This is a genomic window from Pseudomonas sp. MIL9, assembly GCF_016887925.1.
GTDB classification, from domain to species: domain Bacteria; phylum Pseudomonadota; class Gammaproteobacteria; order Pseudomonadales; family Pseudomonadaceae; genus Aquipseudomonas; species Aquipseudomonas mohnii.
In genome coordinates, this window is the sequence record NZ_JAFEHE010000002.1 from 149,411 (window position 1) to 174,554 (window position 25,144).

A 25,144-nucleotide genomic window follows, 5' to 3' on the forward strand; every position below is an offset into this window, starting at 1 on the left:
CCCCGCCACGGGGCGGGTCGAAGGGGACTCTCATGAGCACTATCGAGCAATTCCGGCACGACACCCGTGCCTGGCTGGAGGCTAACTGTCCGCTGTCGATGCGCACGGGCATGGCTGAAGGCGATGTGGTGTGGGGCAGCCAGAACCCGCAGTTTCCCTGCGAAGACGCGCGCCTGTGGTTCGAACGCATGCGCGACAAGCGCTGGTTCTGCCCCGAGTGGCCGGTGGAATACGGCGGCGCGGGCCTGAACGACGAAGAGCTGGCGGTGCTGGAAAGCGAAATGCGCCGGATCAAATGCCGGCCACCGCAGATCAACTTGGGCATCTGGATGCTCGGGCCGGTGTTGCTGGCGTATGGCAGCGAAGAGCAGAAACGCGACCTGCTGCCGCCGATCGCCCGGGGTGAAGTGCGCTGGTGCCAGGGCTTCTCCGAACCGAACGCCGGTTCCGACCTGGCCAGCCTGAAAATGGCCGCCCGCGATGCCGGCGACCATTTCGTGGTGGACGGCAGCAAGATCTGGACGTCCTACGGCGACAAGTCCGACTGGATGTATGCGCTGGTGCGCACGGACTTCAGCGCGCCGAAACACGAGGGCATCAGCCTGATCGTGCTCGACATGCGCAGCCCTGGTGTCAAGCCACAGCCGATCGATTTGATCAGCGGCAAATCGGCGTTCTGCCAAGTGTTCTTCGATGGCGTGAAGGTGCCCAAGAGCCAGTTGATCGGGCCATTGAACGGCGGCTGGAACCTGGCCAAGTACCTGTTGCAGCACGAACGCAAGGCGATGTCGAAGTTCGGCGAGTTCAGCTTGCCATCGCACTTCGACCTGCTGGCCCTGATGCGCGAATACGTACCGGCACCACGAAGCCAAAGCGAATATGCGCTGCAGGCGCGGGCCACGGCCTGCGCGATGAACGAGCAGGCCTATAACCTGACCGTGCAGCGCATGGGCGAAGAGGCGCGGGCCGGCGATGACATCGGCGGCCTGATGTCGATCATGAAGCTGGTGCACACCGAGCAGGAGCGCGACAAGTTCGAGGTCTTGCTTGATGCCATGGCAGGGCATGCCTTCGGTTGGCAATGCCCGGCGTTCAGCGAGCAGCAACAGGCTATCACCCGAGCCTGGCTCAACAGCTACGCGTTGACCATTTCGGGGGGCGCCTCGGAAATCCAGCTCAATGTCATCGCCAAGCGCGTGCTTGGCTTGCCTGAAGCCAAGAAGCCTGCCGTGAAAGGAGCACAGTTATGAGCCTGCGTTATAGCGATGAACAGCGTTTGCTGGCCGACAGCGCGCGGGACTTTCTCGCCGCCCGCAGCCCGGTCAGTGCCCAGCGTCGACTGCGCGATGAGGCCGTGCAAGCGGGCTTCGACGCGCAGCTATGGCGCGATGCCGTCGAACTGGGCTGGAGTGCGATTCCATTTCCGGAAGACTTCGGCGGCCTGGATTTCGGCTGTAAGGGCCTGGGGCCGATTTTCGAATCCATGGGCCGCAACCTGTCCGCCACGCCTTTGCTTTCGAGCGTGGTGCTTGGCGGCTCGTTGCTGCACCTGGCGGGCAATTCAACGCAGCAGACGCAATGGTTGCAAGCGGTGATCGGTGGCGATCGGCGCCTGGCCCTTGCCGTGGACGAGCGCTCGCGCCATGAGCCGAGTCACATTGCTCTTGAGGCGAAGGTCGAAGGGCAGGGCTATCGCCTGCACGGCGACAAGTACTGGGTGGTCGACGGCCTGGGCGTCGATGCCTATGTGGTGGCGGCGCGTACGTCCGGACAACCGGGCGACACCCGTGGCATCAGCCTGTTCCTGGTGCCCGCCAATACGCCGGGCCTGACGGTGAGTGCCTTGTCGCTGATCGATTCACGCAATTGCGCACGCCTGCAACTGGAGGGTGTGCAACTGGGGAACGATGCGCTGCTGGGTGCGCTGGACGAAGGCTGGACTGCGCTGGAAACCGCGCTGGACCGGGGTCGCGCCTGCCTGGCGGCGGAGCTCCTGGGGATGGCCGAGCAATTGTTCGAAACCACCCTGGAGTACCTCAAGACCCGCGTGCAGTTCGACACGGCGATCGGCACGTTCCAGGTCCTGCAGCATCGCGCCGCGCAGATGTACATCGACTTGGCGCTTAGCCGCAGCGCCCTGATGGCTGCGCTCGCGACCCTGGATGACGCCAGCCTCGATGCCGGCGCGCGCGCACGACTGGTCAGCCTGGCGAAATGGAAAGCGGGCGATACGGCAGTCAAGGTCGCCAACGAAGCGGTGCAAATGCACGGTGGCATTGGCGTCACCGACGAACTGGATGTCGGCCTCTACCTCAAGCGCGTCCGCGTTGCACAGAGCTGCCTGGGCGATCGGGATTTTCATTGCGAACGCTACGCCGCCCTTGCCTAGGAGCCAGGCTTGCCGGCGAACGCGGCGACGCGGTGTACCCGATACACCGCTTTCGCGGGCAAGCCTTCCTCCTGCAAAGGCGTCGTACCCAATTTGGAGATTCACCGCAGACCCACAGGCCTTCCGCCCGTTCTGGAGAAAATAAAAATGAGCATTGAACGCTGGCAAACCGCGTGGCGGCAATTGATCGCCCCCGGTTCGCCCTTTGAAGTGGTGACGCCGGAGGATGGCGGGCCACGCCATTTCCGTCACGCCGCGTGTGACCTGTTGCAAGTGATCGACGCGGGTCGGGTCCACGGCGACCGTGAGTTTCTTGTCTGGCAGTCGCAACGCCTGACCTTCAATCAGTATTACGATCAGGTTGATCGCCTTGCCGGGCAACTCGTCGCTCGATTCGGCCTGCAACCGGGCGAGCGGGTGGCGATTGCCATGCGTAACCAGCCGGCCTGGCTGGTGGCCTTCGCCGCGATCCTGCGCTGTGGCGGTGTATGTGTGCCGCTCAACAGCTGGGGCCTGCGCGATGAACTGCAATACGCGTTGCAGGACAGCGGCGCGCGCGTGCTGATAGGTGACGAAGCGCGCCTGGACACCTTGCGCGAAGACCTGGCGCATGAGCAGCGGGCGACCATTGTCGTCGGTGCGCAGGGTGTGTTGCCCGAATACTGCCTGAGTTACGAAGACCTGATCAGCGAACCGGCTGTCGCGTTGCTAGCCCTGGAAGTCGACCCTGATGCGCCAGCGCTGATTCTCTATACCTCGGGCACGACCAGTCGTGCCAAGGGCGTGGTGTCCAGTCACCGGGCGATCTGCCAGGCGCTGGCCGCGCTGGAATTCCAGGGTGCGTTCTGCGCCATGAGTTCGCCCGAGCGAGTCGGCGTGGTGATCAACAGCGGTTTTGCCCCCACGACCCTGGCGGCGGTCCCGCTTTTCCATGTCAGTGGCTTGCATGCGCAGTTCTTGTCGGCACTGCGCGGTGGTCGACGCTTGATGCTGATGTACAAGTGGGATGTCGAACGCGCCATCGACCTGATTCGCGACGAGCGCTGCACCCAGTTCAATGGTGCACCCATGATGATGCAGCAATTGCTCGCCTCGCCGCGTTTCGGCAGCGAGCAAACCGCCAGCCTGTTTGGCCTGGGCCTGGGCGGCGGTGCGTCATCGGCCAGCGTGCTCGACGACATGCTCAGGATCAAGCCCGATGTCATTGGCGGTGCCGGCTACGGCCTGACCGAAAGCAACGGGATTGGCGCGGCGATTGGTGGCGACCCGTTTGTCTACAAGCCGGCATCGGCGGGGTGGGCGCTGCCGATCGTTGATATCCGCATCGGGGACAGCCCCGACCAGGCGCAGTCGGCGGACACCCGCGGTGTGATCTGGCTGCGTTCGCCAACACTGATGAGCGCCTACTGGAACCTGCCCGAGGCCACTGCGCAAAGCCTGCGCAACGGTTGGCTCGACACCGGCGATATCGGCTATCTCGATGATGAGGGGTTTCTCCACATCACCGGCAGGGTCAAGGAACTGATCAACCGTGGCGGCGAGAAGATTTCCGCCGCCGAGATCGAAACCTGCGTCCTTGATATGCCTGGCGTGCTGGAAGCGGCGGCGTTCGCCATCGCCGACCCGCTACTGGGCGAAACGGTCGGGCTGGCAGTGCATGGCCAGGCATCGACGTTGCCTGGGGAGGCGCAAGTCTGCGCCTTCATCGCCAAGCGCCTGGCCGCGTACAAAGTGCCGGCGCAGGTGTACCGGGTACTCCAGCCCTTGCCCCGCAATGCCACTGGCAAGGTGCTCAAGGCGCAACTGCAAGAAAGTTTGGGCGCCTGACGCCTTCTTAGTCTTTCCGGACGATGTTGGGGCCGGCAGAACACGAACAATGGGTCATCCACAGAGCCTTATCAGCGTAGGAGGCAACACATGAAAATAACAAGAACAGGTCTCATGCTCGCGGTCGCATTCACAGCCAATAGCGGGCTGACGGGTTATGCGTACGCCGAGGTCTCACCTGAGGAAGCCGCCAGGCTGGGCAAGGATCTGACGTGCGTCGGCGCCGTGCAAGCGGGTAACGCCGAAGGCACCATTCCGCCTTATACCGGCAAGTATCTGGGTGAAGTGCCGGGCTGGAATCACGTGAAGTACTCCGGTGACCAACCCGTTGATCCTTACGCAGCCGAGAAGCCGATCCTGGTGATCACTGCGCAGAACATGAGTCAGTACGAGTCACATCTGACCGAAGGGCAGAAGGCGCTGCTCAAGAAGTATCCGACCACCTACAAAATGAACATTTACCCGGGCCACCGGGATTTCCGCTACCCCGATTACGTCTGTCGCCGCGTGATGGACAACGCGCTGCACGCCAAGCTGGTCAATGATGGCGCCGGTTTCACCGGGATTGGCCAGGTACCGTTCCCGATCCCGAAGAACGGCACCGAAGTGTTGTGGAACCACCAGCTACCGGCACGTGCCTACACCGAGGAAAAAACCACGGACCTGGCCTCGGTCCTGCCCAATGGCAGCATCGGCTGGGGACGTGCGTACGCGCGTAACCTGTCGTTGGCCAACTCGCCGACCACCGACCCGCGGACCGAAGAAAAGCTATCGGCCATGAGTAACAACATGACCCTCAAGCCGGCCCGCGACAACGGCACCCTCAGCATTGCCCATGAACCCTACAACTACGGCACCGATGCGCGTCAGGCCTGGTCCTACAGCCCGTCGACCCGACGCGTAAGGCAATTGCCGGGCTATGGTTTCGATCAGCCGATGATCGGCACCAACGGCACCATGACCATCGACGAAGACCGCTTGTTCAACGGTTCGCCGGAACGCTACACCTGGAAACTGATCGGCAAGCGCGAAATCTACAGCCCGGCCAACGCGTTCAAGGCGAACACCGGGACCGTCAAGTACGCCGACATCCTGACACCCAACCATCCCAACCCTGATTTCATGCGTTATGAGTTGCGCCGCGTGTGGGTGCTGGAAGCCAACTTGAAGGAAGGTTTTCGCCACGTCTATGCCAAGCGCGTGCTGTTCATCGACGAAGACACCTGGAACGCAGTGATGGCCGACAACTACGACGCCCGCGGGCAGCTGTGGAAACACGCCATGATCAACTACTTCTACCACCCGGACATGAGCGGCTGGCAGGCCGGTTCGCAGTTCTTCATGGACCTGAACTCCGGCCAGTACACCGGTTATGGCATGACTAACGAGTCGAAGAAGGGGCCAATCCTCAACGAAGGCAAATTCACCCCTGACCAGTACACCGCAGACGCGGCGCGGGCTATCGGGCGGTAATCATTTCGGCAATGTCCGTTGACCAAGCCCTGCCGGTTTCCGGCGGGGCTTTTTTACGCCTTTCTCATCGGTGGTGAGCGCACCGCATCGCAGCATGGCAGATGGCTTTCATGACCGCGCCTTGCGCCGTGAGGAAAACCTGCAGGCGCTGGCCCGGTGACCTACACCACCCAATGCGCCCTCAAGTCCCCCGGCATGTCCAGTTTCGAATAGTCACGAAAACTGAACCGCCATACCCCATCGACACGTTCGAATTCATCCAGATAACGCCCGGCGGCGATGGGCTGCAAAGGCAGGTCTTCAGTTGCCTGCAGCACCGTGTAACAGGCGCGGATTGTCGCCGTTCCGGACGCCTCGTCAATGTCGATGATGGGGTTGCTGATGACGTGTCGGGTGCGCGGCGTGCCGCACGGGTAGAGCTTGATACGCTGCTGCCAGAGGCGCAGCAGGGCCGTGTGATCAATGAAATGCGGGCTGTGGACCTTCACGCGTGCATAACGGAACAGCTCGGCGGCCTCGACCAGTTGTCCGCTGTCCATACACTCGGCGTAGCGGTAGAGCAGGTTGCAGATCTGTATGGCGCTGGTGCTCATGGCAATCCTCAAAAAAAAAAGCCGCTGGAACCCGACAGGGATTCAGCGGCGCGATGTCGCGGGGAGGGGGAAGGGCTCAGGCCGTGGCGGTTTGGATCGGTGCTGGCAGTACGGCGGGGTTCTTGATCTGCTGGCGATAACGCGGCAGTGCCAGCGCCAGAAACACGCTGGCCAATGCCAGCATCGACACTGAAGAGGCGAGGGCATAGCGCAGGGACTCAGCGCCCATTCCTTTCACGTAAAAATCGCTCAGCATGCCCACCAGCAATGGTCCGATACCGACACCCAGCAAGGTCATGGACATCAAGAAAATCGACGTGGCCTGGGCCAGGCGCGTGGCGGGGAACAGGTGAGTGATAGCGCTCAGGCAGGGAGTTGCCCACCAGACGCCAAAGAAGCCGAAGACGCTGTAGAACAGGAAGGCTTGCGGTATCGCGATACCGCCGATGTTGAACGCCGTGCCTTGCGGCCAGAGGAAGTAGGCCAGGGCGAAGGGAATGCTGATCAGTGTGCCCAGCAAGGGCACGCCGATTTGCCAGCCGGCATCGCGTCGGGCCATGCGGTCGGTGAGTATGCCGCATGTCAGGGTGCCGATGGTCGCTCCCGTACCGCCGACAACCCCCACCAGAAATCCGGCCTGTTGCAGATTGAGGCCATGGGAACGGATCAGGAAGCTCGGGCTCCAGGTGCCGATGGCGTAACCGGCAATGGCTGCTGCGCCGCCGGCAAGCACCAGACACAGGAAGGATGGCATGCGAAACAGTTCAGCCAGGGTCTTGACCCAGCTGTCCTGTTGCGCCGGGACAATGCCCAATGGCGTCACGCGCTTGGGTGAACGTACGGTCAGCAATAGCAGCAAACCGAGGAAAATCCCGGGTGCACCGATCAGCAAGAACGCGTAGCGCCACCCGTGGTGCTGGGCAATCCAGCCCCCCAGCCCGAGTCCCACGATCGCCCCCAGGCTGGAACCGAGCATCAGCACCGACAGCGCGGTGGAGCGTCGATTTGGCGGGTACAAATCCGAAACCATGGCCACCGACGGCGCCGTGCCGCCGGCTTCACCGACGGCCACGCCGATCCGCGTCAGCACCAGGCTCAGGAAATTGCCGGCCATGCCGCAGAGCATGGTCATCAGGCTCCAGGCGATGCAGCTGAAGGCAATCACGGGCTTGCGCCCGATGCGATCCGAAAGGCGTCCCAGCGGGAATCCGAACACGGTGTAGAACACCGCGAAGGTCACGCCGGAAAGCAGGCCGATGCCAGTGTCGGAGATGCCGAATTCGAGCTTCACCGGCTCGATCAGGATCGCCATCAACTGTCGGTCGATGTAATTGAACACATAGATGCTGGCGAGCACGAAGAGCGCGTAGTGCGTTCGCCATGTCACGGGGGGGTATTGATTCACTGCGGGTGCTCCCGGTCTTGTTCTGGTTGTCGCGATGCTCGGTCGGTCGCGGCTTTTTTTCATCGTCCGTTCAGACCATCTTTTCGCCCCCGGCCAGGTCGCCGTAAACGGTTAGCGGGTTGCGCATGAACGATGCGGTACCGGCATCGCCTTGTCGATAGCGAACCTAGTCTTGTCGGACGATGTTTCGCCCGCGTTCAACGTCAATCATTCAGCCCATATTCGCTGGTTTGTCAGCGCTTGCGCATGTTGCGGCAAGCCCCTCGACAGCCAGAAAACAATAAGAAGCTGAGGAATTGAGATGAGCGTCTTGTTCGAGCCGGTCGCCCTGGGCGAGCTGCAACTGGCCAACCGCATTGTCATGGCCCCCATGACGCGCAGTCGCGCTCTTGCCGATGCAGTGCCCGGCAGCGCCATGGTCGAGTATTACCGTCAGCGTGCCGGTGCCGGGTTGATCGTGGCCGAAGGCACAGCACCTTCCGCCAGCGGCCTGGGCTACTGCCGCACCCCGGCCATCTACAGCAGCGAGCAGATCGCCGGATGGCGGCAGGTCACCGAGGCGGTGCATGCCGAGGGCGGGCGCATCGTCCTGCAACTGATGCACGTCGGTCGTGCCGCCAGCCACTACAACAAGCCAGCCGGGGCGGCCACGGTTGCACCTTCGGCGCTGCGCGCGCGCACCCAGGTGTTCAGTGATGTAGCGGGCCTGGTGGACACCGACACGCCAGAAGCTCTGACCTTGCAGGGCATCCAAGAGGTCATCGATGACTATCGCCAGGCGGCGTTGAATGCGCGCCTGGCCGGCTTCGACGGTGTCGAGCTGCACTGCACCAGCGGTTATCTGCCCATGCAATTCATGGCGTCGGGCAGTAACCAGCGCAACGATGCCTACGGCGGCGATGTGGCGGGGCGGGTGCGTTTTGCCAGGGAAGTGATCGAGGCCATGGCCGATGCCATCGGGGCCGGACGAGTCGGTTTTCGCCTGTGCCCCGGCAACCCCTACAACGATATCGACGACCGTGATCCGGCGGCCACGGCTGCAGCCCTGTGCGAAGCCCTGGCGGCACTGGACCTGGCTTATCTGCACATCATGCGCTCCCCCCAGGCCGACCTCGACGCCTTTGCCCTGGCGCGTCGGCACAGTCCTCACGCACTGATTCTCAACGATGGTTTCGACGGCCCTTCGGCCAGCGCCGCTCTCGCGTCGGGCGAGGGGGCAGCTGTGTCGTTTGGTCGTCATTTTATTGCCAACCCCGACCTGGTGGAGCGCCTCAGGCGTGGCCTGCCGCTCAGTGGTTTCGACCGCAAGACCCTCTATACGCCGGGCTCGGCTGGCTACTCGGATTACCCCGCCTATCAAGCGATCGCCCAGGAGATGGCGCAATGAACCTGAACGACTTGACCAGCGTCCTGCCGACCAAAGTGGTGCCACGGGAGCAGACCCAGGCGCTGCTGGATCAACGCTCGGCGGCTGCCGGGCTGATCAAGCCGGGCGACCTCTACACCTTGGCAGATCGCCTGGAGTATCAGGCGCGTGAACAGGGCGAACGCCCGTTCCTGATCTACGGCGAACAGGTCCTGAGCTACCTCGAAGTCGATGCGCGGGCCAATCAGATGGCCCACACCTTCTATGCCAATGGCCTGCGTGCCGGCGATGTCTGCGCCCTGGCCATGGAAAACCGTCCGGCTTTCTTCTGTACCTGGTTCGGCCTGGTCAAGCTGGGCGTGGTAGTGGCCTTCATCAATACCCAGGTCAGCGGCCGCCCGCTGCTCCATGCGTTGCAGACCACTGACGCCAAGGCGCTGGTTGTCGGCGAAGAGTGCCTGGCCAACGTACAGGCCACCGAAGGTTTTCCGGAGTTGCCATGCTGGCTGATCCGCGACCCGGAAAATCCCTGGACAGAAGCGCTGCCCAAAGGTATCGACGGGCATTTCGATGCGCGCCTGGAAAAAGCCCCGCGTACACCGTTCCCCCGTGATATCCGCGCGCACATCGATGCGCAGACGCCAACCCTGCTGATCTTCACCTCGGGTACCACCGGTTTGCCCAAGGCGGCGCGCTACAGCCATATGCGCTGGATGTCCTCCGGCGATGTGATGGAAGTCACCCTGCAAGCCACTTGCGACGACGTCTTTTATTGCTGCTTGCCGCTGTACCACGGAGCCGCCGCCACCTCAGTGACCTCCACCGCGTTGCGGGCCGGGGCCGCCATCGTGGTGCGCCGCAAGTTCAGCGTGCGCGAATTCTGGAACGATGTGGCCCGTCACCGGATTAGCATCTTCCAGTACATCGGCGAAATCTGCCGCTATCTGCTCAATCAACCGCAACAAGCCCACGACCGTCAGCACACCCTGCGCTGCATGCTCGGCGCGGGCCTGTCGCCGGACACCTGGCAGCGCTGGCTGGAACGCTTCGGGCCGATCCAGGTGTTCGAGGGCTGGGGGGCCACCGAGGCCAATGCCGCGGTCATCAACGTCGACAACTACTTTGGTTCCTGCGGTCGCGTGCCGGACTGGAACAAGACCAACCTGCGGCTGGTGCGTTACGACGTCGAGAACGACTGCCACCCACGGGACGAAAACGGTTTCTATCAAGTCTGCAAAGTGGGTGAGATCGGCGAGGCGATGGGTTTTATCGTCGATCACCCGCAGATTGGCGGCGGGCGTTTCGAGGGCTATACCTCGGCCGAAGCCACCGAGAGCAAGATCCGCCGCAACGTGCTGCGCGAGGGCGACGCCTATTGGAGCTCCGGTGATTTGCTGCGCGAAGACGCCGACGGCTACTGCTATTTCGTCGACCGCATCGGTGACACCTACCGCTGGAAAAGCGAAAACGTTTCGACCCAGGAAGTCGCCGATGCACTGAGCGATCTGCCAGGGCTTGAATTGATCAACATCTACGGCGTCCAGGTCCCGGGGCATGAAGGACGCGCCGGTATGGCGGCGGTGCTGATGCAACCGGGCCAGACCTTCGATCCCGACGCGCTGTTTGCCCTGACCGAGGCGCGTCTGCCGCGTTATGCGGCCCCGGTATTCGTGCGGGTCGCCCGGACGGCCGACCTGACCGCCAGCTTCAAGTTGCGCAAGGTCGATCTACAGCGCCAGGGCTACTGTCCGACACGCTGCAGCGACCCACTGTTCATCCGCGACGAGCACACCCGATCCTATGTGCCGTATTCGCCGCAGGCCCTGACGCGAGCCGGTCTTGCACCGTTCGCGGTGGCCAGCCATGACTGATCTCGACGAGAACGGTCACGAACTGCGCAGCGGCCTTCGCTATCCGTGGCCGCAGGCGCCCGAAGCCGGACAAGTGCTCGAAGTGGCGCCGGGGGTTTTCTGGCTGCGCATGCCGCTGCCGTTTCGCCTGGACCACATCAATCTCTACCTGCTGCGCCACACCGACGGCTGGATCGCGGTGGACACCGGCATGAACACCGAACAGAGCCGTGAGGTCTGGGACCGGGTGTTGACTGAGGTCTGTGCAGGCCAGCCTTTGCTGGCGGTGGTTTGCACCCACTTTCACTCCGACCACGCCGGTGTGGCGGCCTGGCTGTCGGAGCGCTTTCAGTGCCCGGTGTACATGACCGCCAGCGAGTTCCAGTCGTTGCATGTGCGTTTTCCCGCCGGCCAACCGGTGGGTTGGGACTTTCTCGATTTTTATCGCAAGGCCGGCGTAAGCGACGAACAGAGCACTGAAATGTTCGGGGTGATGAGCAATGCGCATTTCCTGCCCGCGCCCCTGAACCATTACCGCCGTCTGCGCGAGGGCAGCGTCCTGGAAATCGGCGGTCGTACCTGGCAAGTGGTCGTCGGTCGCGGCCATTCGCCAGAACACGCCTGTCTGTACGCCGCCGATGGCGGCTTGCTGATCTCCGGCGATCAGGTACTGCCACGCATCACCTCCACGGTCGGCGTGCATGCCACCGAACCCTTGGCCAACCCGCTGCGCGACTGGCTCGAGTCCATCGAGCATTTGCGCGCCTTGCCCGACAGCGTGCTGGTACTGCCGGCCCACGAGCGACCTTTCTTCAATTTGCATCAGCGCCTGGATCAACTGGAGGCGCATCACCGGGCGCATCTGGCGCTGCTGCTGGCCAACTGTGATGAGCCGCGCACGGCTCTCGAACTGATGGCCATTTTATTCACCAGGTTGTCCGGTCGTTTCGACGAACTGATGGCACTTGGCGAAACGTTGGCGCATGCCAACTACCTGGTGGCCGAAGGGTCGCTGGTGCGGGAAGAGGACCGGGGGCGATATCGCTACCGGCGCGCTGTAAGGGGAGCGTGCGCAACGACACCACTCAAGGTGTTCTGAGCGGGCGGCACGGCGGCAGTGTTGAACATTCCAGGCAGCTTTCGGCTGCCCTAGAGGAGAGAAAGTGTGATCAACAAAAACAACAATAACTCTACGGTCATGGTTTCGGGCGCGTTCCAGCTCGGCAGCCTGGCGGCGGCGATTACGCTGGCGACCACGCCGGTATGGGCCGGAGAGACAATCGAGTTCGACAACGGGTTGACCATGGACTGGTCGGTGACTACCAGCTACGGCATCGGTGTGCGCACTGGCGAGCAAAGCAATCGCTTGCTGAGCAACGTCAACGCTGACGACGCCAATCGCAACTTCGATAGTGGCAGCCTGACGACCAATCGTGTGGGCGCGCTCGGCGAAATGATTCTGCGCAAGGATAACTATGGCGCAGTGGTGCGCGGCAGTACCTTCTACGATGACGTCTACCACCGGGAAAACGATAACGATTCCCCCCGCACGGTCAACAAGACCGGGCGCAACGACGAGTTCACCAGTGACACCCGCTATTACAGCGGTGGCCGGACCCGTTTGCTGGATGCCTATGTGTTCAGTGGCTGGCGCTTCGATAACAACACCATGCTCGACGTCAAGGCCGGGCGGCATATCGAGTCCTGGGGCGAAAGCCTGTATTACCCGGGTGTGAATGGCGTGCAGAACCCTTCCGACGCCGTCAAGGCGTCCCAGCCGGGGGTGGAAGTCAAGGAAGTATTGTTGCCGGTGGGCCAGTTCTCCGGTTCGTTCCGCCTCAATCCCAGCATCACCTTCGGTGCCTATGTGCAATATGAATGGAAGGGCACCGAGTTGCCGCCGGTGGGCAGCTACCTGTCGAGCAGCGATGTGGTCGGGCCGGGTCGCGAGTTCATTTATGCAAACGGCCAGAAGATCGCTTATCGCGGCACCGACGAACCGCGCGATGGCGGCCAGTGGGGTGTGCAAGTCCGTTACCGTCCGGTGCCGGCCCTGGAACTGTCGCTGTTCCACGTCAACTATCACGACAAGAACCCGGCCACCGCACTGGTCGGCTACGACCCGTTACCGGTCGGCGGCGGCCGGTACGCCTTCACGTCCAATGGTTACCGGATCAAGTACTTCGAGGACATCAAGCTGACCGGCATCAGCGCCTCGACCAAGCTTGGCGATACCCAGGTCGGTGCCGAATGGTCGTACCGTGACGGCGCGCCGGTGATGGTCAATACCGGTCTTGGCGCGGTTCCGGCCCGGGGCAAGGGTCAGCAGATGCAATTGTCGGCGATGCGCATCCTGGGCGACCGCCCTTGGGCCAGCCAGACCACTCTGACTGGCGAAATCATTCGCGTGCAGGTCGACAGCGTTGAATCCGTTTCGGCGGCCCCCAACCTGCAAGGCCTGAACCTGCTGCCTTCCGTGGCCAATCTCGTGGCGCCTTCCGATGACTATACCTACAACACCAGCGCAGGCATGCGCACCAAGTCCTCCAGTGCCTACACCGTGGGCGCATCGTTCAGTTATCCGGGAGTTTTCCAAGGCTGGGATCTGGAAGTCCCCTTCAGCTTCTCCAACGTCTTCAGCGGATCGACGCCCATGGCCGGCAGTATCTCCGGTATCCAGGGAGACCGACGCCTGAGCGCCGGGACGACCTTCAAGTACCTGAGCAACCTGGAACTCGGATTGAAGTACATCGCCTACCTGGGTGAAGCCGACCCGATCAAGCGTCCCTTTGCAGACCGCGACTACGCCACGTTCTCGATGAAGTACACCTTCTGATCGACCGCTCAAGGGCCGGGGCGCTCACGCGTGCCCGGACCTTCTATACCAACTGGAAATCGCCGTGGCGAGTACGCTTCGGCAGGGAGGCACTATGGGGCTTAAAGGGCACGCGGCCATTGTTGGCACTGCGCAATACAAACCGGAAAAATACGCGACCGCGCCCAAGATGTTTCACCTTGAGCAAGTCGCCGACCTGGCGGCCCAGGCCCTGCGGGATGCCGGACTCAAGGCATCGGACCTCGACGGGTTGGTGATCAATGGCCCGCATTTTCATGAAGCCTCAGTGTTCGTGCCGGCCATGGCTGCCGAATACCTGGGCTTGCGCCTGAACTTCGCGGAAGTGGTGGATCTGGGGGGCTGCACCTCGGTGGGCATGGTCTGGCGCGCCGCCGCCGCGATCGAGCTGGGACTGTGCCAGGCCGTGCTCTGCGTCATCCCTGCACGCATGGCGCCGTTCGGCCCCGACGAGGACCCGGGCTGGATGGCCCGGTCGATGCGCTACGGCGGGCACAGCACGGCGTTTGGCGCACCTGAAGCCGAGTTCGACCTGCCATACGGGCACATGGGCCAGAACACCGGTTACGCGATGATCGCTCAGCGTTACGCCGCACAATACGATTACGACCAGCGAGCGATGGCCAAAATCGCCGTCGACCAGCGCACCAATGCCCTGGCCAACCCGCAGGCCATGTTTTATGGCCAGCCATTGACCATCGAACAGGTGCTGGCGAGCAAAATGGTCGCCGACCCGCTGCACGTCCTCGAAATCGTCATGCCGGTGGCCGGTGGCGCCGCATTGATTATCACCAGCAAGGAAGTGGCGGCACGGTGCCGCAAACGTCCGGCGTTCATTACCGGGTTTGGCGAACACCTGGCGTTCAAGTCGCCGTCCTATGCCCAGGACATGATCAATACGCCGATTGGCCCTGCATCCCAAAGGGCCTTTGCCATGGCCGGGATCAAACCCGGGGATGTCGACGCGGCGCAGATCTACGACTGCTACACCATCACCACCTTGCTGACCCTGGAAGATGCCGGTTTCTGTGCCAAGGGCGAGGGCATGGCATTCGTGCGTGAGCACGACCTGACCTGGCGCGGCGATTTCCCGATGAACACCCACGGCGGGCAACTCAGTTTCGGCCAGTCGGCTTCGGCTGGAGGCATGAGCCAGGTGATCGAGGCGGTCACGCAGATCGCGGGCACGGCCGGCGAACGCCAACTGGGGCGCTGTGACAACGTCTACGTCTCCGGTACCGGTGGCGTGATGAGCGAGCAGGGCGCATTGATACTTCAGGGAGCATAAGCACATGTCCAACAACAAACCGATGCCGGTCGCGACGCAGATCTCCGCACCGTTCTGGGAGGGCCTGAAGGCTCGCCGACTGTTGATCCAGCAATGCAACGCCTGCGAGCACTGGAACTTTTACCCGCGCCGGCATTGCACGGCCTGCCTGGAACATGACCTGGCCTGGCGCGAAGTCGATGGCACCGCGACGCTGTACAGCTACACCGTGACGCGCATCGCCACGTTGCCCGACTTCATGGACGAGATGCCGCAGAAACTGGCGGTGGTCGAACTGGCCCAGGGTGTGCGCATCAACACCAATCTGGTAGGCCTGGCGGAGGACGAAATCCGCATCGGCATGCCATTGCAGCCGGTGTTCGCCGAAGTCGACGCCAAGGGCAACCGCCTGCTGCGCTTTACCGGCGTGGACAAGGATGCGGCGAGCCTTGAACCGCTGCCTGCGCAGGAAAGTGAACCGGCACCCGTGGCGTCGGAACAACCGGCTGCCCGACAAATCGACCTCAACGACGGGCCGGCCTTGCAGACCCTTGTCAGCGAGCAGTTCAGCGACTGGAGCAACGTCGTGGTGGTCGACCAGGCGTTGATCGATGCGTTTGCCCAGCTGTCGGGAGACGACTACTGGATCCACACCGACCCCGAGCGGGCGCGCCTGCAAAGTCCGTTTGGCGGCACCATCGCCCACGGCGCGCTGGTGCAAGTGTTGCAGTCGCGGATGAAAATGAAGCTGGGTTTCGAAATCACCGGTTTCAGCACCCAGATCAATTACGGTTCCGACCGCTTGCGCTTCCCCGCGCCAGTGCCGGCCGGCTCGCGCATCCATGCGCGGGCACGGGTGAAAAAAGTCGAAATCTCCGCGCGCGGCACCCAGTTGACCCTGGAACTGAACACCCACGTGGTTGGCCAGGATCGGCCGTCGGTGATCAACGACCTGGTGATTCTCTACCTCGCCTGATCGTGGGTTTAGCAGGCGCGCACCTGCTCGCGATGGTCGTCAACGATAACGCGGGCTGTCTGAATGCCCGTGTTGTCCTGGCGTTATTCGCGAGCAGCCTCGCGCCTGCAAGGGGGCGCGCGTACATCCGCGAACGCGGATCGGCCGTCAGGTCCGTTCGTCGGCACTCCGTTCGGCGCAAGCCGTTCCCTCCCAAGTCCGCTACGGCATTTGCGCCATTGCATAAGCCATTTGGACGATGTTTCAAACGAACCTACCCCCGAGTATCCCCTCAGAGGCGTGGCCCACGTGGCTTGCCTCGCATGCCCTGGCGCCTGACAAGAACAAGAGGATTGGCCCTATGACTTGCCCTATGCAAACGTGCCCCGAACAGGAGCGTTGCCCATGCGCTCAGTGATCGGTTACCTGGTCTGCCTGGTGGTCGCCCTGACCATTGGCTACACCTTTTCCCCCAAAACTGCGCCGCAGGCCGAGTTGTTGGCCACGCGTGCGGACCGTGTGCAGATCAACGGTCTGGTCAATCTTGGCTCGCGCGTGGTCGCCGTAGGTGAGCGAGGCAGCATCCTGCTCAGTGACGACCAGGGCGTCAGTTGGCAGCCTGCCAGCGTCGCGACCCAGCGCAACGCCACGTTGACTGCCGTGGTGGCACTGGACGACAAACGTTTGCTGGCCGTCGGCCATGACGGCTGGATCCTGCGTTCCATGGACGCCGGAAGCCACTGGCAGGAAACGCGCTACGACGCCGACCTGGGCGAACCGCTGCTGGGCCTCTGGACCGCTGGCGGCGACAAGGTCATGGCCTTCGGCAGTTTCGGCAAGTTCTATCAATCGGCCGATGCCGGGCAGACCTGGACGCCCCACGCCCTGGATATCGACAGCGCGCACCTTAACAGCATGGCCGGCGGCAGCGATGGTCGCCGCATGCTGGTGGGCGAGCAGGGCCTGGTACTGCGCACGGCCGATGCCGGCCAGCACTGGCAAACCATGCCGGCGTTCTACAGCGGATCGCTGTTCGGCATCGTGCGCTTGAGCGCGGACACCTGGGTGACCTATGGCATGCGCGGGCATGTCTTCGTCAGCCATGACTTTGGCGACAACTGGACCCGGATCAACCTCGGCAACCAACTGCCGCTGTATGGCCATGTGGTACTGCCTGACTACTCAGGGTTAGTCATCGTCGGTGCCGGCAGTTCGGTAGTACACCTGAATGCACAGGGCGCGTTGCTCGGTGTCAGCCGTCTGGCAGGGTTGGGCACGCTGACCTCGGCGACGATGGTCGGCTCACGCCTGCTGGTCGGCGGCGAGCGCGGTGTGCTGCAAGGGTCAGGTGGCAGCGTCGCTGCTTTAGAGGCCACACAGGCCACCCAGTAAATGAGAGGCGGGCAATGAATCAAGGTAAACACTGGGTGACGCGTTGCGTCGAAACGGCCGCTGACCACTTGATGGCCTGGCGCAAGGGACTGCTGGTGTTGTTTGTGCTGGTCACCCTGGGCCTGGGCTACAGCGCCACCCACACACAGCTGGATCCGGGGTTCAACAAACAGATCCCGGTCACCCATGCATACATGGTCAATTTTCTAAAGTTCAGCCGCTACTTCACCGGCGCCAACCGTCTGCTGGTCAGCGTGCACTGGAAAGGCGAGGGCGACATCTATAACGCCGAGTACCTGGAGACCCTGCGCAAAGTCACTGACGATGTGTTTTTCATCTCCGGTGTCAGCCGTCCCAGCGTGACGTCGCTGTTTACCGCCAACGTGCGCTACATCGAAATTACCGAGGAAGGTTTCTTCGGCGATGTGGTGGTGCCGCCGCGCTTCAGCGGCACTGCCGAAGACCTGGCGCAAGTCCGCAGCAACACCGCGGCCTCCGGCCAGGTGGGCCGCCTGGTGGCCAATGACCTGAAGTCGGCGATGGTCCGCGCCGACCTGCAGGACACCGATCCCATGACCGGCAAGCCGGTGTCCTATGTCGAGATCGCCAAGCGCCTGGAAGAGATCCGCGCCAAGTACAACAGCCCGGATATCGAGATCAATATCGTCGGCTTCGCCAAACTGGTGGGCGACGTGGTCGAAGGCTTGAATACGGTGATCGGCTTTTTTGTCGTGGCGTTCGTGATCACGGGTCTGCTGTTGTGGCTGTATTCGCGCTCCCTGCGCCTGACGGTGGTGGCCCTCGTGGTGGCGTTGCTGCCGGTGGTCTGGCTGCTGGGCCTGTTGCCGCTGCTGGGGTTAGGCATCGATCCGATGTCGATCCTGGTGCCGTTCCTGATTTTTTCCATCGGCGTGTCCCATGCGGTGCAGATGACCAACGCCTGGAAGCAGGACGTGCTGGCCGGGAGCAGCTCACTGGTCGCGGCGCGCACGGCATTCTGCAAGATTTTCATCCCCGGTTCCCTGGCCTTGCTGATGAATGCCCTGGGGTTCGCGGTGATCATGCTGATCGACATCCCGATCGTCCACGAACTGGGGGTAACCGCCTGCATCGGCGTGATCCTGATGATCGTCACCAACAAACTCATGCTGCCGATCATCATTTCCTGGTTGCACCTGGAACCCGCGCTGTTGCGCCGGGCGCAATCGAGGCCGGAAGGCAAGCACCGCCTGTGGTGGCGCCTGTCGGCACTCGCAGAACCGGGGCCTGCGCTGGGGGTGTTTGCCATCAGCCTGTTGCTGTTGGCGGCCGGGGCCTGGAAGGCTCGCGACCTGGCGGTGGGCGATGTCGGCGCGGGTGCGCCAGAGCTGCGTGCCGATTCGCGCTACAACCTGGACAACGGCAAGATCATCAACAGCTACGCGATCGGCCTCGATGTGATGTCGGTGTTCGTCCAGGTCAAGGGCGTCGAGGAAGGCTGTCTTTCCCCGGCGGTGATGCGCGCGGTGGAGGCCTTCGATTTCCGCATGCGCACAGTCCCCGGTGTGCAGTCGATCCAGAGCGTGGCGGACATGGGCAAGCGGGTGATCGCCGGCAATAACGAAGGCAATCCGCGCTGGGCGGCGATCCCCGGTTCGTCCCGGGGCCTCAGTCAGGGCGCGAGGGCTTATATACCGGACGACGGCCTGGTGACCGACGGCTGCCAGCAGATGCAGATCCTGGTGTTCCTCACCGACCACGAAGGCAGCACAGTGAGCCATGCGATCAATGAGGCGAAGCGGATCATTGCCGAGGTCAACTCGCCGCAGGTCGAATTCCTCCTGGCCGGTGGCAATGTCGGCGTGATGGCGGCATCCAACGAAGCCGTCAAGCGCGCAGAAGTCATCATGCTGGGGGCGCTGTTCGGTTCGGTGGCGCTGTTTTGCTGGCTGACCTTCCTGTCGATCCGCGCGGTGCTGTGCATTCTGGTACCGCTGGCGATCGTGGCGATCCTGTGCAACGCGCTGATGACCCTGCTCGGGATCGGTCTGAAAGTCGCCACCTTGCCGGTGATGGCCCTGGGCGTCGGGGTAGGGGTCGACTACGGTATCTACCTGTATGAGCGCATTCAGCACGAAATGCTGCGCGGCGCCAGCCTGCGCGAAGCGTTCTACGAAGCCATGTGCCAACGAGGCACGGCGGCGGTATTCACGGCCGTGACCATGTCCATTGGCGTGTGCACCTGGGCATTCGCGCCGCTGAAGTTCCAGGCCGACATGGGCGTATTGCTGTCCTTCATGTTCCTGGTCAACGTGTTGGGGGCGATTTTCCTCCTGCCGGCACTGGCGGCCTGGTTCAACCGCGGGCGACCGCTGGTCTCCGAACGCGTGCGCCAGCCGCCGGCCGCACAGGGTCAGTTCCGACTCAAAGACAGCCCGGCTGCGCGTGATTCCCAATAGAAAAAAATAAACCTGCCGGGCCTCTTGTGGACGGCGCTGACGATAGGGAGACTGACGTGCGGGTCTTGTTGCGGGGCCCGCGAGCCAGTTGCAGTCCAGAGGGGGAACCCTGAGTTCCCCCCAGCCGAAATTATAAAAATAACAAGGGAAGGGCACCGTCCTTACCCGTGCGAGGAGAAGACTATGCAAGATGTTGTCTTGACCCATGAAGCCCTGGCGAGTCTTGGCCTGGACCTCACACGTTTCAACCAGTTGGTGGGCGAAGTCTACGACGGCGCCCTCGATCCGAAACTGATGGCCAACGCCCTCAAGAGCCTGCTCAATCTCTACGATGCCAATTACGTCACCCTCATCTTGCGGGTGCCAGAGCAGCCTGACATGGGCCTGATGATCATCGCCGGCGATATCGAAGGTGCCGGTGACGTCAACTACATGACGTACCCGCAGACCAACACGCCGTTCGTCAACCAGCCGCTGGATCGCGTGTTCACCGTCGATGACATCATGAGTTCCACGGAGTGGGAGCACACGGCCTACTTCAAGACATTCTGCGGTCCCAACGACGTTTATCATGTGATGGGTGCCGACATTTCCACCCCGGACGGCGGCAAGGTGCGCTTTCGCATCACCCGGCCCAAGCGCTCACCCAACTTTTCCGCACAGGAGCGGACACTGTGCGCGATGTTTCTGCCGCACCTGCGCCGGGCCTTGCAGTTGCACAATCTTCTGGACCGCAGCGAGTCACTGAGCGATCTGTACTCCCAGGCCATCAGCCGTTTGTCGGTGGCCACCCTGGTGCTCGACGAGAGCGGCAGTGTGTTGCAGGTCAACCCGGTGGCCCAGGAAATCCTCGCGCGTTCGGACGGCCTGAAAATGGTGGGCGGGCGCCTGGAGGCGACTTATCCCAGCGACAACCGCGAGCTGCAACGCTTGATTCGGGGCGCTTTCGCCCCGGATGCACCGAAAGGTGCCGAAGCCATGTCGGTGACCCGGCCTTCGGGGCTGGTCAATCTGGGGGTGGTGGTGGAGTCGATTCCGTCCCTGGACTGGGCCGAGGAAAAGGGCCAGCCGGCGGCGCTGGTGTACATCCGCGACGCGGCGAGCAAATCCCTGGCCAGCGAGGCGGTCACCAAGCAACTGTTCAACCTGACCAAGGCAGAGACGGCGCTGGCCATGGAACTGACCAACGGCCTGTCCCTGGAAGAGGCCGCCGAGGCCCTGAACATCCGTCGCAATACCGCCCGGGCGCATTTGCGCTCCATCTTCTCCAAGACTGGCGTACGCCGCCAGACCGAGCTGGTGCGCATCCTGCTTAACAGCGTGGTGGCCCTGGGCAAACCCAAGCTGGCGTTGAAGGCTGTCGAGAAAATCAAGGTGCCGCCGCTGAAACTGGCTGAGCCTGTCTATCGCCAGGCTTAAAAGGGCCCACCACTGCAGGCGCTCGCTCGCGAAAATGCGAGGACACGGCGGGCTTTCAGACAGCCCGCGTCAACGGTTCTCACCTTCGCGAGCAGGTTCGCTCCTGCAGGTGGGGCCGGTAACGCGCTGCAACAGGTTCACCTCCGCCCCGTTTTAGTCCGCATAGACGATGCCGTCCCGCGATGGCCCTGTCGATACTGGGTGGACCTATCACGGAGAACCACCATGCCTATTACAGCCATCACCGGTAGTGCCTCGGGAATCGGCGCCGCCGTCAGCGCCGCCATGCGCGCAGCCGGACACCAGGTCATCGGGATCGATCGCAGCGACGCTGAAGTGATCGCCAACCTGTCCACCGCCCAGGGACGCAACGCCGCCATCGCGCAAGTGCTTGAACAGTGTGACGGGGTACTCGACGGGCTCATCTGTTGCGCCGGGGTCGGCGTCACGGCGCCGTCCTGCTCGGTGATCCTGGCGGTCAACTACTTTGGGGTCAGTCAATTGCTGGATGGCTTGCAAGGCGCGCTGGCCAGGAGTCGGCAGCCGGCGGCGCTGGTGATCGGCTCGGTCGCGTCGACTCATACGACTCCTGAAAGCCAACCGATGATCGAAATGATGCTGGCCGGTGATGAGGCCCATTCGTTGCGGTTGGCCGATACCCTTGGCCAGCCTCACCTCGCTTATGCCGCGTCCAAATACGCCATCAGTCACTACGCCCGCCGCCTGGCCGTCAGCTGGGGCAAGCAGGGCATGCGGTTGAACGTGGTAGCGCCCGGTGCGGTGGAGACGCCTTTGCACCAGGCCTCGCTGGATGACAAACGCTTCGGCAAGTCGACCCGCGAGTTCGTCGCCCCCCTGGGACGCGCCGGCCGGCCTGACGAGATCGCCTCGGTGGTGGCCTTCCTGCAATCGCCGCAAGCCTCGTTCGTCCATGGCAGCGTGGTGTTCGTCGACGGCGGCATGGACGCCATGGTCCGCGCCTCGCGCTTCTAAAAGGAACACCCATGAACAAAGTGGCATTCATTACCGGCGCCAGCCGGGGTATTGGTCGCGAGGCGGCACTGGCGTTCGCCCGTGCCGGTTTCGACCTGGCAATCAGCGCCCGTACCCTCAACGAAGGCGAACACCATGAACACGCCCTGCGCGATGCCGACGGGGCGCCGCTGGCCGGCAGCCTCAACGGCACCGCCCAGGCGCTGCGCGAACTCGGTTGCCGCGTTCTCGTGGTGCCGATGGACCTGCTCGACAGCGCTTCGGCGCTCGACGCCTGCGAGGCGGTACTGGCCGAGTACGGGCGCATCGACGTGCTGATCAACAACGCGATCTATCAGGGCAGTGACCTCAATGCCGGGTTCATGGACCTGCAGGCGCAAACCCTGGAGCGGATGTTCAAGGGCTACATCCTGACGCCGTTCCTGCTGACCCGGGCGGTGGCCGAACACATGGTCACGCGCGGCGGCGGAGTGGTGATCAATGTCACCTCGGGCGCCGGCGAAAGCGACCCACCGGTGGCGGCGGGCAAGGGGGGCTGGGGTTATGCCTACGGTGCTGGCAAGGCAGCGGTGTCGCGGTTGTCCGGCGTGCTGGCCACGGAGTTGGGTGATCTTGGCGTCCGCGCCTACACCCTCAATCCGGGGGTAGTGACCACTGAAGCGCTCAAGGCCACCATCGGCGACAAGGGATTGATCGCGCTGCGCGCCGGCAGTGCGCCACCCCATGTCCCGGCGGCGGTCATGCTATGGCTGGCCACGTCCGAACAGGCACCGCAGTTTCAACGCCGCACGATTGCTGCGCAGCCGTTTGCATTGGAGCATGGCATCGTCGCCGATTGGCGTTGATCTGTTGATCTGTTGGTTCGCAGGCAATCCTCGCGCCTGCGGTCGTTGATCGTTCCCACGGTTGTGCGAACGATCAACGTCGGTGTCACGCCTGCTTGCGTTGACGGGCCAGGGTCATGGCAGTGTCTTCGATCATGTCTTCCTGGCCACCGACCATCCCGCGGCGCCCCATCTCGACGAGGATTTCCCGCGCGGAAACGCCATACTTCTTCTCGGCGCGCTTGGCGAACAGCAGGAACGAACCGTAGACCCCGGCGTAACCCATGCTCAGCGCGTCGCGGTCGCTGCGGATCGGGAAGTCCATGATCGGCACCACCAGATCTTCGGCGACGTCCTGAATGCCAAACACACTGACCCCGGTGTCGATGCCCATGCGGTCGCACACCGCTACCAGCACTTCCATCGGCGTGTTGCCGGCCCCGGCACCGAGGCCTGCGCAGGCGGCGTCGATACGGTTGGCCCCGGCAGCAATCGCGGCGATGGAGTTGGACACGCCCATCGACAAGTTGTGGTGGCCATGAAAACCGATCTCGGTTTCAGGCTTCAAGGCAGCGCGCATTGCCGCCACGCGGGCGCTGACGTCGTGGGGCAGCAGGTAACCGGCCGAGTCGGTCAGGTAGATGCAGTTGGCTCCGTAGCTTTCCATCAGCAAGCCTTGCTTGACCAGGCCTTCGGGGCTGTTCATGTGGGCCATCATCAGGAAGCCGACGGTATCCATGCCCAGCCCTCGGGCGTGGGAAATATGCTGCTCGCTGACATCGGCTTCGGTGCAATGGGTGGCCACGCGAATGGTGTTGACCCCCAGCTCATGTGCCATGGTCAGGTGATCGACGGTGCCGATACCTGGCAGCAGCAGCGCCGAGACCTTGGCGTTTTTCATCAGCGGAATCACTGCCGACAAATATTCTTCATCGGTGTGGGCCGGGAACCCGTAGTTCACCGAGCTGCCGCCCAGGCCGTCGCCATGGGTCACTTCGATCAGCGGCACGCCCGCCGCATCGAGGCCGCAGGCAATGTCCTTCATCTGTTGCAGACTGATCTGATGACGCTTGGGGTGCATGCCGTCGCGCAGGCACATGTCGTGAACGGTAATGCTTTTGCCGCGAAGATCCATGGTCGACTCCTTATGCGTGGGCGGGTTGGGCGGTGGCTTGCAGTACCAGCTCGCCCTTGAGGATTTCCTCGGCGAACATCTCGGCGGTGCGCGCCGCCGCAGCGGTCATGATGTCCAGGTTGCCGGCGTACTTGGGCAGGTAGTCGCCCAGGCCTTCGACTTCCATGAAGATCGACACGCGATTGCCGTCGAACACCGGGCCGTTGACCAGCTTGTAGCCGGGGACGTAGCGTTGCACCTGTTTGATCATCGCCTCGATGGCGGCGGTGATGGCCGGCTGGTCGGGTTCGCTGGCGGTCAGGCAATGCACGGTGTCGCGCATGATCAGTGGTGGCTCGGCAGGGTTGATGATGATGATCGCCTTGCCTTTCTTTGCGCCGCCGACCTTTTCCACCGCGCTGGCGGTGGTGCGGGTGAACTCATCGATGTTTTTCCGGGTGCCGGGGCCGACCGATTTGGAAGCGGCGGTGGCGATGATTTCCGCGTAGTCGACCGGCTGCACGCTGGACACTGCCGCCACCAGCGGAATGGTGGCCTGGCCACCACAGGTGACCATGTTGACGTTCATCACACCCAGCCCCAATTGGGCCTTGAGGTTGACGGGTGGCACGCAATAGGGGCCGATGGCCGCCGGGGTCAGGTCGATCATCAACACGCCCAGGGCATTGAGCTTGCGCGAGTTGTGCGCGTGCACATAGGCCGAGGTGGCGTCGAAGGCGATCTGGATCTGGTCTTCAATGACGTGTGGCAACAGGCCGTCAACGCCATCGGCGGTGGTTTTCAGGCCCAGCTCGCGAGCCCGCGCCAAACCTTCGGAAGTGGCGTCGATGCCGACCATCCATACCGGTTCCAGTACTTCGCTGCGCATCAGCTTGTACAGCAGGTCGGTGCCGATATTGCCCGGCCCGATCAGCGCGCATTTGATCTTTTTGCTCATGGTTTCTGGCTCCAGTGGAGGGAAGGG

The 25,144-nt window shown here is 62.8% G+C and carries 19 protein-coding genes; 15 read left to right on the forward strand and 4 right to left on the reverse strand.

Annotated elements, in window-relative coordinates; genetic code table 11:
• Positions 1–32: 32 nt before the first annotated feature.
• The 4 genes from JQF37_RS02710 (at position 33) to JQF37_RS02725 (ending at position 5,689) form a co-directional block, all read left to right on the forward strand.
• Positions 33–1,250 (forward strand): acyl-CoA dehydrogenase family protein, encoded by a 1,218-nt coding sequence (locus tag JQF37_RS02710; RefSeq protein WP_130204325.1) that lies wholly within the window; start codon positions 33–35, stop codon positions 1,248–1,250.
• Positions 1,247–2,389: an acyl-CoA dehydrogenase gene (locus tag JQF37_RS02715; RefSeq protein ID WP_130204326.1), complete on the forward strand. Its 1,143-nt coding sequence runs from the start codon at positions 1,247–1,249 to the stop codon at positions 2,387–2,389. The genes JQF37_RS02710 and JQF37_RS02715 overlap by 4 nt, the downstream gene beginning before the upstream one ends.
• A 147-nt stretch (positions 2,390–2,536) precedes the next feature.
• Complete coding sequence (locus tag JQF37_RS02720; RefSeq protein WP_204149526.1) at positions 2,537–4,216, forward strand: class I adenylate-forming enzyme family protein; 1,680 nt, start codon at positions 2,537–2,539, stop codon at positions 4,214–4,216.
• Positions 4,217–4,330: 114 nt separating this feature from the next.
• Entirely contained in the window at positions 4,331–5,689 is a 1,359-nt protein-coding gene (locus JQF37_RS02725; RefSeq protein ID WP_239142501.1) for a DUF1329 domain-containing protein, read from the forward strand.
• A 161-nt stretch (positions 5,690–5,850) separates the two neighbouring features.
• Here the strand turns inward: JQF37_RS02725 and JQF37_RS02730 are convergent, their stop codons facing one another.
• Both JQF37_RS02730 and JQF37_RS02735 read right to left on the reverse strand, forming a co-directional pair.
• Complete coding sequence (locus JQF37_RS02730; RefSeq protein ID WP_130204329.1) at positions 5,851–6,282, reverse strand: nuclear transport factor 2 family protein; 432 nt, start codon at positions 6,280–6,282, stop codon at positions 5,851–5,853.
• Positions 6,283–6,358: 76 nt separating this feature from the next.
• Positions 6,359–7,687 carry an MFS transporter gene (locus JQF37_RS02735; RefSeq protein WP_130204330.1) on the reverse strand — a complete coding sequence of 443 codons (1,329 nt, stop codon included), beginning with the start codon at positions 7,685–7,687 and terminating at the stop codon, positions 6,359–6,361.
• A 301-nt stretch (positions 7,688–7,988) separates the two neighbouring features.
• Here JQF37_RS02735 and JQF37_RS02740 point away from each other — a divergent pair, with 301 nt between their 5' ends.
• The 11 genes from JQF37_RS02740 to JQF37_RS02790 all read left to right on the forward strand — a co-directional run bounded on the left by JQF37_RS02740 (position 7,989) and on the right by JQF37_RS02790 (position 23,066).
• On the forward strand, positions 7,989–9,074 hold the full coding sequence (locus JQF37_RS02740) for an alkene reductase (RefSeq protein WP_130204331.1): 1,086 nt from the start codon (positions 7,989–7,991) through the stop codon (positions 9,072–9,074).
• Positions 9,071–10,924 (forward strand): long-chain-acyl-CoA synthetase, encoded by a 1,854-nt coding sequence (locus JQF37_RS02745; protein WP_130204332.1) that lies wholly within the window; start codon positions 9,071–9,073, stop codon positions 10,922–10,924. Before JQF37_RS02740 ends, JQF37_RS02745 begins: the two co-directional genes overlap by 4 nt.
• Complete coding sequence (locus JQF37_RS02750) at positions 10,917–12,002, forward strand: MBL fold metallo-hydrolase (protein WP_130204333.1); 1,086 nt, start codon at positions 10,917–10,919, stop codon at positions 12,000–12,002. The genes JQF37_RS02745 and JQF37_RS02750 overlap by 8 nt, the downstream gene beginning before the upstream one ends.
• Before the next feature lie 66 nt (positions 12,003–12,068).
• On the forward strand, positions 12,069–13,739 hold the full coding sequence (locus JQF37_RS02755; RefSeq protein ID WP_130204334.1) for a DUF1302 family protein: 1,671 nt from the start codon (positions 12,069–12,071) through the stop codon (positions 13,737–13,739).
• Between the two features lie 94 nt (positions 13,740–13,833).
• Positions 13,834–15,045, forward strand: coding sequence for a thiolase family protein (locus tag JQF37_RS02760; RefSeq protein ID WP_130204335.1), 1,212 nt, complete (start codon positions 13,834–13,836; stop codon positions 15,043–15,045).
• 4 nt (positions 15,046–15,049) lie between these two features.
• Complete coding sequence (locus JQF37_RS02765) at positions 15,050–16,000, forward strand: OB-fold domain-containing protein (protein WP_130204336.1); 951 nt, start codon at positions 15,050–15,052, stop codon at positions 15,998–16,000.
• Positions 16,001–16,384: 384 nt separating this feature from the next.
• Complete coding sequence (locus JQF37_RS02770; RefSeq protein WP_130204338.1) at positions 16,385–17,371, forward strand: YCF48-related protein; 987 nt, start codon at positions 16,385–16,387, stop codon at positions 17,369–17,371.
• Between the two features lie 14 nt (positions 17,372–17,385).
• Positions 17,386–19,809, forward strand: a complete 2,424-nt coding sequence (locus JQF37_RS02775; RefSeq protein WP_130204339.1) for an efflux RND transporter permease subunit — start codon at positions 17,386–17,388, stop codon at positions 19,807–19,809.
• 183 nt (positions 19,810–19,992) lie between these two features.
• Positions 19,993–21,228 (forward strand): helix-turn-helix transcriptional regulator, encoded by a 1,236-nt coding sequence (locus JQF37_RS02780; protein ID WP_130204340.1) that lies wholly within the window; start codon positions 19,993–19,995, stop codon positions 21,226–21,228.
• Between the two features lie 225 nt (positions 21,229–21,453).
• Entirely contained in the window at positions 21,454–22,221 is a 768-nt protein-coding gene (locus JQF37_RS02785; protein WP_130204341.1) for an SDR family oxidoreductase, read from the forward strand.
• Positions 22,222–22,232: 11 nt separating this feature from the next.
• On the forward strand, positions 22,233–23,066 hold the full coding sequence (locus JQF37_RS02790; protein WP_130204342.1) for an SDR family NAD(P)-dependent oxidoreductase: 834 nt from the start codon (positions 22,233–22,235) through the stop codon (positions 23,064–23,066).
• A gap of 85 nt (positions 23,067–23,151) precedes the next feature.
• On the opposite strand, the gene dmpG is transcribed toward JQF37_RS02790, so the two are convergent.
• Together dmpG and JQF37_RS02800 are read right to left on the reverse strand one after the other, a co-directional pair.
• Positions 23,152–24,180: a 4-hydroxy-2-oxovalerate aldolase gene (gene dmpG, locus JQF37_RS02795; RefSeq protein ID WP_130204343.1), complete on the reverse strand. Its 1,029-nt coding sequence runs from the start codon at positions 24,178–24,180 to the stop codon at positions 23,152–23,154.
• Between the two features lie 10 nt (positions 24,181–24,190).
• The gene (locus tag JQF37_RS02800) at positions 24,191–25,117 is read right to left on the reverse strand and encodes an acetaldehyde dehydrogenase (acetylating) (RefSeq protein WP_130204344.1); all 927 of its coding nucleotides are present in this window, start codon (positions 25,115–25,117) and stop codon (positions 24,191–24,193) included.
• Positions 25,118–25,144: the final 27 nt, after the last annotated feature.

Excerpts from the sequence above, each read along its gene's own strand:
- JQF37_RS02750 (WP_130204333.1), top strand. The coding sequence starts at position 10,917 with ATGACTGATCTCGACGAGAACGGTCACGAACTGCGCAGCGGCCTTCGC.
- JQF37_RS02760 (WP_130204335.1), top strand. The coding sequence starts at position 13,834 with ATGGGGCTTAAAGGGCACGCGGCCATTGTTGGCACTGCGCAATACAAA.
- JQF37_RS02720 (WP_204149526.1), top strand. The coding sequence starts at position 2,537 with ATGAGCATTGAACGCTGGCAAACCGCGTGGCGGCAATTGATCGCCCCC.
- JQF37_RS02775 (WP_130204339.1), top strand. The coding sequence starts at position 17,386 with ATGAATCAAGGTAAACACTGGGTGACGCGTTGCGTCGAAACGGCCGCT.
- JQF37_RS02710 (WP_130204325.1), top strand. The coding sequence starts at position 33 with ATGAGCACTATCGAGCAATTCCGGCACGACACCCGTGCCTGGCTGGAG.
- JQF37_RS02715 (WP_130204326.1), top strand. The coding sequence starts at position 1,247 with ATGAGCCTGCGTTATAGCGATGAACAGCGTTTGCTGGCCGACAGCGCG.
- dmpG (WP_130204343.1), bottom strand. The coding sequence starts at position 24,180 with ATGGATCTTCGCGGCAAAAGCATTACCGTTCACGACATGTGCCTGCGC.
- JQF37_RS02740 (WP_130204331.1), top strand. The coding sequence starts at position 7,989 with ATGAGCGTCTTGTTCGAGCCGGTCGCCCTGGGCGAGCTGCAACTGGCC.
- JQF37_RS02785 (WP_130204341.1), top strand. The coding sequence starts at position 21,454 with ATGCCTATTACAGCCATCACCGGTAGTGCCTCGGGAATCGGCGCCGCC.
- JQF37_RS02765 (WP_130204336.1), top strand. The coding sequence starts at position 15,050 with ATGTCCAACAACAAACCGATGCCGGTCGCGACGCAGATCTCCGCACCG.
- JQF37_RS02780 (WP_130204340.1), top strand. The coding sequence starts at position 19,993 with ATGCAAGATGTTGTCTTGACCCATGAAGCCCTGGCGAGTCTTGGCCTG.
- JQF37_RS02730 (WP_130204329.1), bottom strand. The coding sequence starts at position 6,282 with ATGAGCACCAGCGCCATACAGATCTGCAACCTGCTCTACCGCTACGCC.
- JQF37_RS02725 (WP_239142501.1), top strand. The coding sequence starts at position 4,331 with ATGCTCGCGGTCGCATTCACAGCCAATAGCGGGCTGACGGGTTATGCG.
- JQF37_RS02770 (WP_130204338.1), top strand. The coding sequence starts at position 16,385 with ATGCGCTCAGTGATCGGTTACCTGGTCTGCCTGGTGGTCGCCCTGACC.
- JQF37_RS02745 (WP_130204332.1), top strand. The coding sequence starts at position 9,071 with ATGAACCTGAACGACTTGACCAGCGTCCTGCCGACCAAAGTGGTGCCA.
- JQF37_RS02790 (WP_130204342.1), top strand. The coding sequence starts at position 22,233 with ATGAACAAAGTGGCATTCATTACCGGCGCCAGCCGGGGTATTGGTCGC.
- JQF37_RS02800 (WP_130204344.1), bottom strand. The coding sequence starts at position 25,117 with ATGAGCAAAAAGATCAAATGCGCGCTGATCGGGCCGGGCAATATCGGC.